This window comes from Maricaulis sp. (assembly GCF_048270265.1).
Lineage (GTDB): Bacteria > Pseudomonadota > Alphaproteobacteria > Caulobacterales > Maricaulaceae > Maricaulis.
Genome location: NZ_JBLWTD010000018.1, coordinates 21,814 through 37,171, shown reverse-complemented (window position 1 = coordinate 37,171; position 15,358 = coordinate 21,814). Strand labels below are relative to the sequence as shown.

Genomic DNA, 15,358 nt, shown 5'->3' with positions numbered 1-15,358 from the left:
GGAAAAAGGTACAGGCTGGTCAGCGGGGCACGCGGCAAAACTAGCCGGCGCGGCGGCGTGCGCCTGCATTCAAGTCCGTCCACGCATCGATCTCGGCCGGGGCGTTGAGATATTGGACCGTATGGCCCAGCCGCTCCATACACTCGGCGAATCTCTCGACCGTGGTCATGCCGCGGGCCTTGACCGGCGGAATGATGCCGAAGCTCATCTCGTGATAGGCATATTTGTGGAAAAGCCGGGCAACATCAGGTGCTTCAACCACGGCAATGCGCATATCGACGCGCCGGAAGTCCATCAGTACGCGGTAGACGTCCATCTCGTCGAACAGGGCGACGATCTGCTCGATATGCTGGACCGCAGACATCCAGTCCTCGTGACCGTCAAAGACGGCTTCGACATAGCCGTCGGCGCGATGAGGGATGATGCGACTGAAAGACATGATGCGGACCTGTGTTGAACAGGTCCGATATAGGGCATCCGCTCCCCGGATATACTTACCGGCCGGGTCATTGATTATGAGCTGGGCAGCCCTGCCCGGTCAGCTCAGAAGCTCTCGGCGAACCAGCGCCAGACTGCGCCGCCGCGCGCCGCTTCACGGGCCGGGTCACGACGGATACGGGCTGCGGAGGTCACGCCCAGGCGCGGCGGCCCGGCGATGGCCTCGGCGGCGCCGCGCGTCTCGCGGCGCACTACGCCGGCAACCGCACTGAAAGCCGGACCGGACACGGCATCGCCCAGGCCGGTGATACCGCTTGGCCCGGCAATGCGCACCTGTTTGCCAAACACGCGCGCCGCCAGTTCACCGGTGCCAGGCAGTTGCGCTGCCCCACCGGTGAGCACCAGACGGCGCCCGGAGGTCTTGCTGACCCCGGCGGCGTCGAGCCGGTCGCGGATCAGTTCGAAGGTTTCTTCCAGCCGTGGCCGGATAATGGAATTGAGCAGGGAGCGCGGTGCGGAGCCATAGATCCGGTCACCCGTCACCGAGGGCACCTCGATCATCTGCTGGTCGTCGTCAGGGCTGTCGAGGGCCGAACCGTAGAGCGTCTTGAGACGCTCGGCGGCAGCCAGTGGCGTCGAGAGGCCACGCGCCACATCGGAGGTCACATGCGAACCGCCCACGGGCACGGTGTCGATGTGCAGCAGGGCCCCTTCGGCGAAGACGGCAGCCGTCGTGGCGCCAGCACCCATATCGATCAGGGTGGCACCGAGCTGGACTTCGTCATCGCCCAGGGCCGAGAGGCCGGACGCATAAGGCGTGGCGACCACACCCTTGAGATCGAAATGGCAGCGTTCGACGCAGGTCATCAGATTGCGCAAGGGCCCGATGGCGGCGGTGATGACATGCACCTCGACGCCGAGCGTGCGCCCGAACATGCCGCGCGGATCGCGGATGCCGCGATGGTCATCGACCGACCAGGCAAGCGGGATAGCGTGCAGCACGACGCGATCGGCGACGGCAAATTCCGACAGGGCACCATCGAGCAGCCGGCGCAGATCGCGCTCGGTGACTTCACGCTGCGGCAGATCGATTTCGGCGCCGAGACGAGTGCTGGTCGGCTGACCGGCTGACAGGGTCAGCGTGACGGAGCTGACCGCCTGACCGGCCATGCGTTCAGCCTGCTCGACCGCGGCACGGATGGCTTCGGCGGCCTCGTCCATATCAACGATGGCGCCGGCGCGGACGCCGCGGCTGGATTGATGGCCGACGCCGATCACGCGCGGACGCGGGCCGGCAATGGTCTGATCGGTCTTGGCAATGAAGCAGGCAATCTTGGAGGAGCCGACATCAAGCGCGGCGCAGACGCCGGGCGCCTTGCCATTGCCGCCGTTCTGGGAGGATTGGGGGCGGAAAAACTCGAACACACTCATGCTTCATGCTCCCGCATGCCGGCCGCCGCTGCCCGGTCGGGCAAGGCTCTGACAATCAAATCACCCTGCCCGCGCAGGTCAAAACTTTCAGCCGCCAGGCGCAGAATACCGCGCTCGGCCTGCAGGCGCGCCAGAATGGCGACCGAGGCCTGGACATCGCCCTCGGGCAATTTCACATCGGCACCACTGTCGAGGCGCAGGTTCCAGCGCCGGTCCCCCACCCGCACCGCACCGATGACATGGGAGCGGATAGCGGGATGAAGGGCCAGGGCCTCGACGATCTCGACGGCGCTTTCATTGGCGCCCTCGGCGACCACCAGCGGCAGGTCCGGCGGGTTCATGACATCAGCCTCGGCCAGCACGACACCGTCCCGGTCGATAATATTGAGCACGCCGTCGACCTGCCAGAGGGCGAAGGCCTCACGGGTTTCCACCACGATCGAGATCCGGTCGGGCCAAAGGCGCGCGACGGTCGCGGAGCGCACCATGGGGAGCGCTTCAACACGGGTACGGATCTCGCCGGGATCGACCGAGAACAGCGATTGCCCGTCATAGATTTCGGTTGCGACAACGATGGAATGGGCAATCTCCTCGCCGGCACCGGTCACGTCCACGGAACGCACGGCGAAGCCCATATCGGCCAGCCGCATGGTGACCTTGTCGCCGCCCAGGCGCACGACATCGTCGAGCTGACCAAACAGGGCCAGACCGGCGACGGTCGCCAGCAAGAGTGCGGCAGCCGCCATCGCGCCCATACGGGCTGCATTTGCCACTCGGTAACGCGCACTTCTCAGTTGGGCTTCAGCCCAATTACGCAAACGCCGCGGTGCAGACACCGCGGCGGACCGGTGGTTAGACTTGCGACGGGGTGCTTTTCGCGACCCGCCACGTGCTACCTTCGACACGACGCATTCTCCGCCATCCACTCCACGAGATCATTGAATTCAATCCCGCAGAAGAGCGCCTGTTCTGGCGCCAATGAAGTCGGAGTCATGCCCGGTTGGGTGTTAATTTCGAGTAACCATAGCGGCGGATTTGCTGATTCGTCGTATCGGAAATCTGTCCGTGTCAAGCCCCGGCAACCCAGCACCGCGTGTGCCTGCAAAGCCAATTCGCGTGCAAGTTCCGCAATCTCCGGCGAAACATCGGCAGGTAAAATATGAGTCGAACCACCGGCGGCGTATTTTGCCTCGTAATCATAGAAGGTCGTGTTGGGGATAATCTCGGTCACGGCAAGCGCCCGATCCTCCATCACGGCGACGGTCAGTTCGCGGCCGGGGATATAGCGTTCGATCAGAACCTCATCGCCCAGCGCCCAGGCCGTCGAGCCCAGCTCGGCGGGCGGACGGTTGGCACCCTCGAGCACGATATGCACCCCCACCGAGGAGCCTTGCGCATTGGGCTTGGCCACATAGGGCGGATTCATCGCGTGGGTCTTGGCGGCCTCGAACCGGTTGACGATCAGGCCTTCCGGGCAGGGAATACCGGCGGCGCGCAGCACGGCCTTGGCTTTTTGCTTGTCCATGGCCAGCGCCGAGGCGAGCACGCCGGAATGGGTATAGGGCTTGCCGAAATGCTCCAGCACGCCCTGGACCATGCCATCCTCGCCCCATTCGCCGTGCAGGGCGTTGAAGACGATGTCCGGATTGGCGTCCTTGAGCTGCTGTGCCAGATCGCGGCTGGCATCGATCTCGACGACATCATAGCCCTTTGTCTGCAAAGCCTTGGCGCAGGCGCGGCCGGACACCAGCGAAACATCACGTTCGGGCGACAGCCCGCCGAGCAGAACAGCGACACGTTTGGTCATTCGGATTCCCCTTTGCCCCGCACCCCGATGCGTTTGACTTCCCAGCGCAATTCCACGCCGGACTTGTGTTTGACGCGCGCGCGCACCTCTTCCCCGAGATCCTCCAGATCGGCCGCGGTGGCCGTGCCGTCATTGATCAGGAAATTGCAGTGCTGCTCGGAAAAATGCGCCCCGCCGACGCGCAGACCGCGGCCGCCGGCCTGGTCGATCAATTGCCAGGTCTTGCGCGCATCGGGCGTGCCCGGCGCGTCCGGATTGGCGAAGGTCGAGCCGGAGGTCTTCTCGCGGATCGGCTGGGTGCGCTCGCGCCGCTCGGTGATGGCGTCCATGCGTTCGAGAATGGCGGCGGGGTCATCGGCTGTGCCCTGCAGCACGGCCTCGACAAAGATCCAGTCCGCCGGCGCACCGCTATGGCGATAATCATAGGCCAGCTCGTCGCGCTTCGCGATGATGCGGCGTCCGGCGCGGTCCAGGGCCACGACCTCGACGACCACATCCTTGGTCTCCTGCTCATAGCAACCGGCATTCATCCGCAGGGCGCCGCCGATCGTGCCCGGTACACCGACGAGATATTCCATCCCGGCAATCCCGGCCTTGGCCGCAGCCTTCGCCACCATCTTGTCGAGCGCCCCGGCCCCGGCGCGCAGCCGGTTCTCGCCGAGCGCCTCGGTTTTCGCAAAAGCGCCCGCCAGCCGGATCACCACGCCGGGCACACCGCCATCGCGCACCAGCGTATTGGAGCCGGCACCGAGCACATGCACAGGAATTTCATCGGGCGTTTCAGCGAGAAAGCGCGCCAGGTCGGACTCGTCGGCGGGCAGATACAGCACCTGCGCCGGACCGCCCACGCGCAGCCAGGTGATGTCTTTCAGGGGCGCTGCTTCAATATATTTGCCGCGAACCGGAGGAAGGCGCTCAATCAGGCTCAACCCAGCGCCTCCAGCTCTCCCGGCAGGGCATAGGCCCATTGCGTGATATCGCCGGCGCCGAGGCAGACGACGACATCGCCGGAGGCGGCGCGGCTGGCCACTTCGGCGGCGACCGTGGCGCGGGTCACCGGATTGGCATCGCGATGGCCGTGGGAGCGCAGGCTCTCGACCAGATGGTCGCGGTCATAGCCCTCGATCGGGTCTTCACCGGCGGTATAGACATCGGCGACGAGCACGCTGTCGGCATCATTGAAACAGGTCGAGAAATCGTCGAACAGATCGTGCAGGCGGCTGAAACGGTGGGGCTGCATCACGGCGATCACCTTGCCGGTGGACGCCTGGCGCGCGGCCTTCAGCACGGCCGTGATCTCGACCGGATGGTGGCCGTAATCATCGACAATGCTGGCGCCCTTCCACTCGCCGGTCTTGGTGAAGCGCCGCTTGACGCCGCCGAACTCGGCCAGCGCCTTCTTGCCCGCCGCCTCGGTCAGGCCCAGCTCGCGAGCCGTCGCCAGCGCGGCCAACGTGTTGAGCACATTATGCTCGCCCATCATCGGCAGGAAGACATCGCTCCAGCGCTCCGCTTCCTGGCCGCGAATGCGGAAACAGACATCGAAGGTCGCGCCCTTGGCGTCGGAGCGCAGATTCTCCACCCGCACATCAGCCTGGGGGTTGAAGCCATAGGTGATGACGCGCCGATCCTGGACCCGGCTGGCCAGGCTCTGGACCTCGGGATGATCGGTGCAGAGCACGGCGAAGCCATAGAAGGGCAGGTTCTCGACGAATTGGTAGAAGGCTTCGCGCAGCGTGTCGAAATCACCGTAATGCTCAAGATGTTCCGGATCGATATTGGTGACGATGGCGACGGTGCCGCGCAGCTTCAGGAAGGAGCCGTCGGACTCGTCCGCCTCAACCGCCATCCAGTCGCCCAGACCGACCTTGGCGTTGGAGCCATAGGCGGAAATGATGCCGCCATTGATCACCGTCGGATCGACACCCGCCGCATCCATCAGCACCGAGACCAGCGAGGTCGTGGTGGTCTTGCCATGGGTGCCGCCGACGGCGACGGCGAATTTCAGCCGCATCAGCTCGGCCAGCATTTCAGCCCGGCGCACGACCGGGATCTTGGCGGCGCGCGCTGCGACGAGTTCGGGATTGTTCGGCCGGATCGCCGAAGACACGACGATGGCGCCCGCCCCGGTCACATTCTCGCCGGCATGACCGATCGCCACCGTCGCGCCAAGCGAACGCAGGCGTTCGACATTGGGATTGGCCTTGATGTCCGAGCCCTGCACGGCATAGCCCAGATTGAGCATCACCTCCGCGATACCGCTCATGCCAATGCCGCCAATGCCGACGAAATGGACCGGGCCGACCGGGAAAGGCAAAGCGGCAAATTTCATGTCAGTGCTCCTCGAACCAGGCCCTCAACGGCCTTGGCCAGTGCTTGTGCGGCATCGGGGCGGCCCAGCGAACGCGCAGCAGCGGCGCGCTCGGCCAGATCCACCGGATCAGACAGGCGGGATTGCAAAAGGCCGGCCAGACGCTCGGCGGTAAATTCGGCTTCCGGCAGCGTGTCGGCGGCGAGCGCGTCGACAAGGCCTTCGACATTGGCGCTCTGGTGATCATCGGCGGCAATCGCCAGCGGGCAGAAGATCGCCGGACGTCCGACACCGGCAATCTCCGACACGGTCGAGGCCCCGGCGCGGGCGATGATCAGATGCGAGGCGGCATAGAGCGCGCCGACATCCTCGAAGAAGGGTTCGCATCGGGCGTTCACGCCGCAGGCCTGGTAGATATCTCGCGCCATAGCCAGCGAGTCTTCCCGGGTTTGTTGGACCACATCAAGGCGGGAACGAAGCGATTCCGGGAGTTTTGTGATCGCCGCCGGCACGGTCTCTGACAAGAGACGCGCGCCGAGACTGCCGCCGAGGATGAGCAGATTGATCCGCCCGTCCGGCGTGATCGGCGTATAGCCGGCGGCGCGGGCATCGAGGATCGGCTGGCGCAGCGGATTGCCGGTCAGCAGATGGTGCTTGCGGCCCTGGGCCGAGAGCCGGTCAAGCCGCTCGAAACCGGAGGCAACAAAGCCCGCCCGTCCCGCGAAGACACGATTGACGCGGCCGAGCACGGCATTCTGTTCATGGATGGCATAGGCGATGCCCATCGTCTGGGCGGCTGCCAGCGCCGGAAAGGCGGGATAGCCGCCAAAACCGGCCACGACATCGGGCTTCCAGCGCTTGATGATGGCGCGTGTCTCGCTCAGCCCCTTGCCCAGCTCCAGGGCGGCCTTTGCCATCTTGACCGGGTTCTTGGTCGACGGGCTGGCGGCATGGATCTCGTCAATCGCCACGGCGGGAAAATCCACCGTGTGCTTGAGCCCGCGCGCATCGGTCACCAGGCGCACTTGCCAGCCGCGCGCGATCAGCGCCTCGGCGGCGGCGCGAGCGGGAAACATGTGCCCGCCGGTACCACCGGCAGCAATCAGACAGCGACGCGGGGTCATGCGGAATATTGCATGGAATAGGCACCGGGACGGCGGCGCGTGAATGCCAGCATCAGGCCAGCCGCAAAAGTCAGGGCGAGCATGGACGACCCTCCATTGGAAACGAATGGCAATGTCATGCCCTTCGGCGGGATCAGGTTCAAGTTCACAGAGATGTTGATCAGCGCCTGCAGCCCGAATTGCAGCGCCAGGCCGGCCACCGCCAGCTGCGCAAAATGGTCATTCAGGCGCATCGCCTGGTTCCAGGCGCGCGTCACCAGAATGGCGAACAGGCCGATGATGGACAGCGAGGCCAGAAGGCCGAATTCCTCGGTCGCGACGGAGAAGATGAAATCGGTATTGGCGTCCGGCAGAAGGTGCTTCACCTCGCCCTCGCCCGGCCCGACCCCGGTCAGCCCGCCGCGCGAGATCGCCTCGATGGCGCGGTCGATCTGATAGGTCTCGTTGTTTTCCGGATTGATAAAGCTCTGCACCCGCGCGGCCACGTGCGGCATTGTCAGATAGGCCAGTCCCGAACCGGTCACGGCCAGTCCGCCGAGGACGGAGACCCACAGCCAGGACAGGCCGGAGGCAAAGAAGACGCCGCCGAAACACAAGGTCAGCAATACTGATTGTCCGAAATCCGGCTGCGCCATCAACAGCCCGACAGCCGCCAGGTAGATGCCAAACGCAATCAGCCGCCCCGGGATGGGGGCGCCGCGCTTTTCCTCGGCAAACAGCCAGGCGACCGTGACCAGCAGTGCGGGTTTGAGGAATTCCGAGGGCTGCAGCGAAAAGGAGCCGAAGCGCAGCCAGCGCGTCGCGCCCTTGACCTCATAGCCGACCAGCAAGGTCGCAAGCATCAACACGAAAGCCCCGACCAGTACCAGGGCGGCCAGCCGCCGCGCCCCTTTCGGGTTCAGGCTCGATATCGCCAGCATGGCGACCACGCCGATCAGGGAGAAGGCCACCTGCCGGTAGAGAAAATGGAAGGGGTCGTCCAGGCCCAGCCGCGCTGCCGCCGCCGGGCTGGAGGCCATCGACAGCACAATGCCGGTGGTGATCAGTGCCAGGATGACAAACAACAGGGTCCGGTCAATGCCGCGCCACCAGGAGGCCACGGCCCGCGGCAGCCAGACGATCATGCCCCCGTCTCCGCATCGCTGACCGGCGCGTCGAGGCCGGCGACCAGGCTGCGGAAGGCATCACCGCGCGCCTCGAAATTCGCGAACTGGTCAAAGGAGGCCGCAGCCGGTGACAGCAGCACCACTGCGCCGGGACGGCCATCGGCCAGGGCATCGCGGCAGGCCGCCGCAGTGGCGGTCGCCAGATCGCCGCAACGCTCATAGGCCAGCCTGCCGTCGAGTTCGCGGGCAAAGCGGCCCTCGGCCTCGCCGATCAGATAGGCCTTGGCGATCCGGGGGAAGAAGGGCTTCAGCACCTCCAGCCCGCCTGCCTTGGGACGGCCGCCGGCGATCCAGTAGATCGGATCATAACAGGCCAGGGCCTGCATCGCGGCCTCGGCATTGGTCGCCTTGCTGTCATTGATGAAGCGCACGCCGCCCAGCTCGCCAACCTGTTCCTGGCGATGCGCCAGTCCGCCAAAACTCGCGATCGCATCGGCGGCGACGCGGGCGCCAATGCCAAGCATGCGCACAGTCGCCAGCGCGGCGGCGATATTCTGGGCATTGTGACGGCCCGGCAGTGCGCGGGCGCGCTCCAGCTGCATCACCGACTGCGGCGCGACACCGAGCGCCTCATAGACCTGGTCGCCGAGCGCATAGACACCGTGCGGCACCACGCGACCGGAGGAAATCGGCAGCAATTGCGCGTCGGGGCGCTGCATCCTCAGCCGCGAATAGAAATCACTGGTCTCGGCATCATCGACCCCGATGACGGCAACGCCCTGCGGGCCCTGCATGGCAAACAGGCGCTGCTTGGCCGCGAAATAGCCGGCGAAATCGCCATGCCGGTCGATATGGTCCGGGGTGATGTTGAGCATGATCGCGACATCGCATTGCAGGCTCTGCGTCAGATCGATCTGGTAGGAGGAAAGCTCCAGCACGAAATACGAGCCCGGCCGCGGCGGGTCCTGGGCCAGCACCGCATCGCCGATATTGCCGGCCACGGTCACATTGCGTCCGGCCTCGCGCAGGATGTGGCCGATCAGGGCCGTGGTGGTGGATTTGCCATTGGTGCCGGTGATGCCGATGATTTTCGGCCGCCGCTTGGCCGGCATGGCCTGCACTTCCAGGGCGAAGAGCTCGATATCGCCGATCACCGGCGCGCCGACCGCATGGGCCAGCTCGACCATGCGGTGCGGTTTGGGATGGGTCAGGGGCACGCCGGGCGAAAGCACCAAAGCTGCAATATCGCCCCAGTCGCGGCGATTGAGATCGTCGAGCACGAAGCCCTGCGCCTCGGCAGCGGCGCGCGAGGCTTCGGAATCATCCCAGGCCGAGACTTCGGCGCCGCCGGCCAGCAAGGCACGGATGGTGGCAAGGCCGGTGCGGCCCAGCCCGAAGACGGCAACACGGCGCCCCTTGAAGGCATGGACAGGGATCATCGCCTATCTCAGCTTGAGTGTGGCAAGGCCGACCAGCGCCAGGATCACCGCAATGATCCAGAAACGGATCACGATGGTCGGCTCGGCCCAGCCCTTTTTCTCGTAATGGTGATGGATCGGCGCCATGCGGAAGACGCGCTTGCCGGTCAGTTTGAAGCTGGCGACCTGGACCATGACCGAGACCATTTCCAGCACGAACAGCCCGCCGACAATGGCCAGCACGATCTCGTGCTTGACTGCGACTGCGATGACGCCGAGCGCGCCGCCCAGGGAGAGCGAACCGGTATCGCCCATGAAAATCATGGCCGGCGGTGCATTCCACCACAGGAAGCCGAGTCCGGCCCCCAGCAGGGCGCTGCAGAAGACCAGAATTTCACCGGTCCCCGGCGTGTAGAGGATTTGCAGATATTCGGCGAAATCGACCCGGCCGACGACATAGGCGATGACGCCGAAGGTCGCGGCCGCAATCATCACCGGCACGATGGCCAGACCGTCGAGCCCGTCGGTCATGTTGACCGCATTGCCCGAACCGACAATCACCAGACAGCCGAACACCAGAAAGAGCGGGCCGAGATTGAGCAGGAAATCCTTGAAGAAGGGAAAGCTGATGGATGTCGTCACGGCGGGATCCATCCCGTTGGCCGTCGCCGTCGCCGTCGCCCACCACACCGCGATCAGGGCGATGATGAACTCGCCAAGCAGTTTAAGCTTGCTGCCCAGCCCGTCCGTCGTCTGCTTGGTGACCTTCTGATAATCGTCGATGAAGCCGATAATGCCGAAACCGGCGGTCACGAAAATCACGATCCAGACATAGGCATTGCTCAGATCGGCCCAGAGCAGCGTGCCAACCATCACCCCGAGCAGGATCAGGAAACCGCCCATGGTCGGGGTGCCGGCCTTTTCGATCACATGGCGCTCAATACCTTCAGCGCGGATCGGCTGCCCCCTGCCCTGCTTGCGCCGCAACCAGCCGATCATCGGCTGGCCGAAAACGAAGGCGATCAGCATCGCCGTCATCAATGCGCCGCCGGAGCGGAAGGTGATGTAGCGAAACAGGTTGGCGATCTGGAAATCGTCCGCCATTGGCGCAAACAGCAAGTACAGCATGGGCGGCTCAGACCTCCGTCTTCGTGAATGCAGAGCCGTCGGCCAGAACGGCGGCTATTTTATGAAGGCCGGAGCCATTCGATCCCTTGATCAACACAATATCGCCGGCGCGAATGGCCGACGCGACCATGTCCCGCCCCTCGCCGGCGCTGGGCGCATAGCCCGCCTGCAGCCGGTCCGGCAAGGCCTCGTGCAGCTCGCGCATCAAGGGTCCACAGGAAAACACCACATCGACGCCGGCCTCGCCGAGGGGCGCTGCGAGACCGCGATGCAGCTCCGCCGAGCGCGGACCCAGCTCCAGCATGTCACCGAGCACCGCGATGCGGCGCCCGCCCGGTCCGGGCTTGGCACTGCCCAGCGAGGCAATTGCGGCGGCCATCGAGACCGGATTGGCATTATAGGCATCGTCGAGCAGGGTGAATTCACCGCCGCGCGGCAGCGCGACCCTGACAGCGCGACCGCGGCCGGGCTCGGCATCTACAGTACTGAGTGTCTCGGCCACCTGGCGCGGGTCGAGCCCGCAAGCCGCGGCAGCGGCAAACACCGCACCGGCATTCCAGGCCCAGTGCTCGCCGGTCGCGGCGAGATGGAAAGGGACACGCACGCCCATGACATTGACGACCCCGTCACTCCCGCCAAGTCCCGTCTCGAAGCTCTCCATCCGGATGGCGGCTGTGGCGCTGCGCCCGAAATCAAGCATGAAGGCGGCACTGGAATTGCGGGCACGCTCGGCCAGGCGCTCGGCCAGTGGATCGTCCGCGGGATAGATGGCGACGCCGTCCGGCTCGAGGCCTTCATAGATCTCGGCCTTGGCATCGGCGATCGCCTCTATCGTGCCCAGATGCTCCAGATGCGCCGGTGCGATACGGGTGATCAGCGCGATCTGCGGGCGCACCAGTGAGGCGAGGTCCTGGATTTCGCCGGCATGGTTCATGCCCAGCTCGAACACGGCGCGCTGCGTCTCGACCGGCATGCGCGCCAGGGTCAGCGGCACGCCCCAGTGATTATTGTAGGATTTGACGCTCCAGTGCGCCGGACCGGCGGCGCGCAGGACAGCGGCCAGCGCTTCCTTGACGCTGGTCTTGCCGACGCTGCCGGTCACCGCGATGCGGATGGCTTTGCTGCGATCGCGCGCTGCAGCTGCCAGCGCGCGCAGGGCAACAAGCGTGTCCTTGACCTTCAGGGCCGGGCCCGGACAGTTGGAGGCATCGGAGACCAGGCAGGCCGCCGCGCCGCGCGCCATGGCATCGGTGACGAAATCATGCCCGTCGCGGACATCCTTGAGCGCGACGAAGAGGTCGCCCGGCACGATGGACCGCGTATCGATCGACAGCCCGCCACAGCTCCAGCCGGCATCACCGACCAGCATGCCGCCGGTTGCTGCCATCGCCTGCCGGGCGGTCCACAGGGGTTCAGACATGCTCGCCCTCCTGTCGCAGATAGGCCTTGCGGGCGAGCAGCGCCTTGCGGCCCTCTTCGCGATCATTAAACGGATGGACGATGCCGCCAATCGTCTGACCGGTCTCATGCCCCTTGCCCGCCAGCAGCAGGCAATCGCCCGGCTGCAGCATGGCAACGCCGCGCGCGATAGCGGCGGCACGGTCGGCAATTTCCTCGGCCTCGGGGCAGCCCTCCAGGATCGCCGCCCGGATCAGGGCCGCATCCTCGGAGCGTGGATTATCATCGGTGACGATGACGTGGTCGGCCTGGCTGGCGGCAATGGCGCCCATCCTGGCGCGCTTGCTGGCATCGCGATCCCCGCCGCAGCCAAACACCAGGATGATGCGGCCGCGCGTGTGCGGACGGGCCGAGCGCAGCAATTTGTCGAGGCCGTCGGGCGTGTGGGCGTAGTCGACCAGCACCGGGGCCTCTGCCTCCGTCTCGCCGACCTTTTCCAGCCGGCCGGGCACGCCGCCCAGCTGACCCAGCGTCTTGAGTACAGTCTTGAGCTCGATGCCTTCGGTCAGGGCAATTGCCGCTGCGCCGAGCGCGTTGAGGATCTGGAATTCGCCGACCAGCGGCACCTCGACCTGATGCTCGATACCCTGCCAGGCGAACACCACATCCTGGCTGGCTGGCCGCGGTGTGATTTCCCGGATCTGGAGATCCTTGCCGCGCCAGCCGATCGTTGTCAGCTTCAGACCGCGCGCCCGGGCCAGATCGGCCATGCGCTCGCCCCACGGGGAGTCGACATTGATCACCGCGCCGGCGTGCCCGGGCAGGCGTTCGGTGAACAGCAGCGCCTTGGACGCGAAGTAGTCATCGAAATCCGGATGATAATCGAGATGGTCCTGGGTCAGATTAGTGAAGGCACCGATCGTCAGGCGCACCCCGTCCATCCGCCGCTGCTTCAGACCATGGCTCGAGGCCTCCATTGCCAGATGCGTGACGCCGTCGGCGGCCAGCGCATCAAGGGCGTGGTGCAGGGCGACGGCATCGGGCGTGGTGTAGCCGGTGGTCTCCAGGCTGTTGCCGCGTGCGACGCCGAGCGTGCCGAGGCTGGCACCATCAAGACCGGCGGCCGTCCAGATCTGGCGCAGGAATTCCACGGTCGAGCTTTTGCCATTGGTGCCGGTGATCGCCACCACATGGCCGGGCTGGCGCGGATAGAAGCGCGCCGCCATCGCCGCCAGGGCCGCAGGGGCGTCGTCAACGACAATGACCGGCACGGCGCAATCGGCAATCGGCCGGTCGGACAGGATGGCGACAGCACCGCGATCAACCGCCTGCGCCGCAAAGGCGCTGCCATGCAGCTTCACGCCCGGCAGGGCGGCGAACAGAAAACCGGGCTTCACCGCCCGGCTGTCCAGCGTCAGGCCGGCGATTTCGATCCCGCCTGCCTCGGCTGGGATGATGGACGGGTCGAGCAGCGCAGACAGGATCACGGAATCGCCTCCGGCATCAGCGCAGCACGGACCAGCGCCGCCCGCTCATTGTGATCGGCATCGGACCGCTCGACACCCAGGATAGGCGCAATGCGCGAGACAATCTCGCCCACGGCCGGCGCAGCGGTCCAGCCGCCGGTCGAATAACCATGGGTGGACTCATTGCCGTGCGGCTCATCAAGCAGGACGAGGATGGCGTATTGCGGGTCGTTATAGGGGAAGACGGCCGAGAAGGAGGAGATCAGGCGATTGCGGTCATAGCCACCGCGCGAGGGTTTTTCCGCCGTGCCGGTCTTGCCGGCGACGAGATAGCCGGGCGCCTCGGCGCGGCCGCCGGTGCCGTCGGTGACATTCTCGCGCATCAGCGCCATCACGTCCCGGGCAGCCTGCGCTTCCATGACCCGTTCACCGACAATCGTCTCGTCAGCCGCGACCGGCTGCAGGGTTGGCGCGACATAGATGCCGTCATTGGCGATGGCAGCGAAGGCCGCGATTGTGGCGATCGGGCTGACGGCAAGGCCGTGACCATAGGAGATCGTCGCAGTTTCCGTCGGACCCCAATTGCGCGGCAGCAAGGGATCAGCGCTCTCGGCCAGCTCGATCGGGGCGCGCTCGAGCAGACGCATGCGGCCGAGAAACTCCCTCTGCCCCTCGGCGCCGACTTCCAGCGCGATGCGCGAAGAGCCGATATTTGAGGAGTGAATGAATATCTCGGACAGGGTCAGCCAGCGCCGCTCACCGTGGAAGTCATGAATGGTATGGCCGCCGATCTGCAGCGGCTGGGTGGCATCATAGCCGGTCTCCAGCGTCGCCGTGCCGCCCTCCAGCGCCATGGCGACGGTGAAGGCCTTGAAGGTCGAGCCCATTTCATAGACCGACTGGGCGGAGCGGTTGAGACGCTCATTGCCGGACGCATCATTGGGCCGGTTCGGGTCGTAATCAGGCAGCGAGACCATGCCGACGATCTCGCCGGTGCGCACATTCATCACAATGCCCGACGCCGCCAGCGCATTGAATTCATCCATTGTCGTGCGCAGGACTTCATCGAGATGGAATTGCACACCCATATCGATCGACAGCGCCACCGGGCGTCCATCGCTGGAGGACAAGGCTGAATCGAAGGAGCGCTCGGCGCCGGCCAGGCCGTGCAGGTCACGATCCGTATAGCCGACAATATGCGCTGCCAGGCGGCCGCGCGGATAGACCCGGCGCGGTTCAAGGCGGAAATCCAGGCCCGGCAGGCCGAGGGAGAAAACAGCCTGGCGCTGGCGCGGGGTCAGATTGCGCTGGATCCAGACAAAGCGCCGGTGCGAGGACAGATCGCGCGTGACGGCCTCGACATCGAGATCGGGCAGCACGGTGGCGAGGGCCTCGGCCGTCTCGGCCGCATCCCAGACCAGGGACGGGTCGGCAAACAGGGAATGGGTCTGCAGGGTCGTGGCCAGGACCTGGCCGGTGCGGTCAAACAGGTCACCGCGCACCACTTCCTGGGGCGCCGGACGCGCGGCCGTCGCATGGGCCGGACTGGTGACAGCCAACTCGACAGCCCGCACCCCGAGCACGCCAAAGCTGAGCGCCAGAGCGAGGCCGACAATCTTCAACCGGCCGCGTGCGGCGTCCAGGGCCCTGATTTCCGTGCTTTCAATACGCAGCAGGCGCGACATGTCGGCCGGCGCCGCTTCGGCCATGGGTGGCGGCCCGACACTGCGG

General features: G+C 65.6%; 13 protein-coding genes. All 13 read right to left on the bottom strand.

The genetic code is table 11. The annotated features are described in order from the left end of the window. Nucleotides 1–40: 40 nt before the first annotated feature. The 13 genes from ACN0YF_RS10495 to ACN0YF_RS10435 all read right to left on the bottom strand — a co-directional run bounded on the left by ACN0YF_RS10495 (nt 41) and on the right by ACN0YF_RS10435 (nt 15,336). Entirely contained in the window at nt 41–439 is a 399-nt protein-coding gene (locus ACN0YF_RS10495; RefSeq protein WP_417494339.1) for a hypothetical protein, read from the bottom strand. 104 nt (nt 440–543) lie between these two features. Continuing rightward, nucleotides 544–1,869, bottom strand: coding sequence for a cell division protein FtsA (gene ftsA, locus ACN0YF_RS10490; RefSeq protein ID WP_417494338.1), 1,326 nt, complete (start codon nt 1,867–1,869; stop codon nt 544–546). Next, nucleotides 1,866–2,642, bottom strand: a complete 777-nt coding sequence (locus tag ACN0YF_RS10485; protein WP_417494337.1) for a cell division protein FtsQ/DivIB — start codon at nt 2,640–2,642, stop codon at nt 1,866–1,868. The genes ftsA and ACN0YF_RS10485 overlap by 4 nt, the downstream gene beginning before the upstream one ends. A gap of 119 nt (nt 2,643–2,761) precedes the next feature. Further along, nucleotides 2,762–3,676, bottom strand: a complete 915-nt coding sequence (locus tag ACN0YF_RS10480) for a D-alanine--D-alanine ligase (protein ID WP_417494336.1) — start codon at nt 3,674–3,676, stop codon at nt 2,762–2,764. Beyond that, entirely contained in the window at nt 3,673–4,644 is a 972-nt protein-coding gene (gene murB, locus ACN0YF_RS10475) for a UDP-N-acetylmuramate dehydrogenase (RefSeq protein WP_417494335.1), read from the bottom strand. Before murB ends, ACN0YF_RS10480 begins: the two co-directional genes overlap by 4 nt. Beyond that, complete coding sequence (gene murC / locus ACN0YF_RS10470) at nt 4,602–6,008, bottom strand: UDP-N-acetylmuramate--L-alanine ligase (RefSeq protein ID WP_417494334.1); 1,407 nt, start codon at nt 6,006–6,008, stop codon at nt 4,602–4,604. Before murC ends, murB begins: the two co-directional genes overlap by 43 nt. Continuing rightward, nucleotides 6,005–7,111: an undecaprenyldiphospho-muramoylpentapeptide beta-N-acetylglucosaminyltransferase gene (gene murG, locus ACN0YF_RS10465; RefSeq protein WP_417494333.1), complete on the bottom strand. Its 1,107-nt coding sequence runs from the start codon at nt 7,109–7,111 to the stop codon at nt 6,005–6,007. The genes murC and murG overlap by 4 nt, the downstream gene beginning before the upstream one ends. Continuing rightward, on the bottom strand, nt 7,108–8,235 hold the full coding sequence (gene ftsW, locus ACN0YF_RS10460) for a putative lipid II flippase FtsW (protein WP_417482275.1): 1,128 nt from the start codon (nt 8,233–8,235) through the stop codon (nt 7,108–7,110). Before ftsW ends, murG begins: the two co-directional genes overlap by 4 nt. Next, complete coding sequence (gene murD, locus ACN0YF_RS10455; protein ID WP_417494332.1) at nt 8,232–9,656, bottom strand: UDP-N-acetylmuramoyl-L-alanine--D-glutamate ligase; 1,425 nt, start codon at nt 9,654–9,656, stop codon at nt 8,232–8,234. Before murD ends, ftsW begins: the two co-directional genes overlap by 4 nt. Before the next feature lie 3 nt (nt 9,657–9,659). Beyond that, nucleotides 9,660–10,763: a phospho-N-acetylmuramoyl-pentapeptide-transferase gene (gene mraY / locus ACN0YF_RS10450; RefSeq protein ID WP_417482277.1), complete on the bottom strand. Its 1,104-nt coding sequence runs from the start codon at nt 10,761–10,763 to the stop codon at nt 9,660–9,662. Nucleotides 10,764–10,770: 7 nt separating this feature from the next. Next, nucleotides 10,771–12,183 (bottom strand): UDP-N-acetylmuramoyl-tripeptide--D-alanyl-D-alanine ligase, encoded by a 1,413-nt coding sequence (locus ACN0YF_RS10445; RefSeq protein ID WP_417494331.1) that lies wholly within the window; start codon nt 12,181–12,183, stop codon nt 10,771–10,773. After that, nucleotides 12,176–13,648, bottom strand: coding sequence for a UDP-N-acetylmuramoyl-L-alanyl-D-glutamate--2,6-diaminopimelate ligase (locus tag ACN0YF_RS10440; RefSeq protein ID WP_417494330.1), 1,473 nt, complete (start codon nt 13,646–13,648; stop codon nt 12,176–12,178). Before ACN0YF_RS10440 ends, ACN0YF_RS10445 begins: the two co-directional genes overlap by 8 nt. Then, nucleotides 13,645–15,336 (bottom strand): peptidoglycan D,D-transpeptidase FtsI family protein, encoded by a 1,692-nt coding sequence (locus ACN0YF_RS10435; protein WP_417494329.1) that lies wholly within the window; start codon nt 15,334–15,336, stop codon nt 13,645–13,647. Before ACN0YF_RS10435 ends, ACN0YF_RS10440 begins: the two co-directional genes overlap by 4 nt. Nucleotides 15,337–15,358 lie beyond the last annotated feature (22 nt).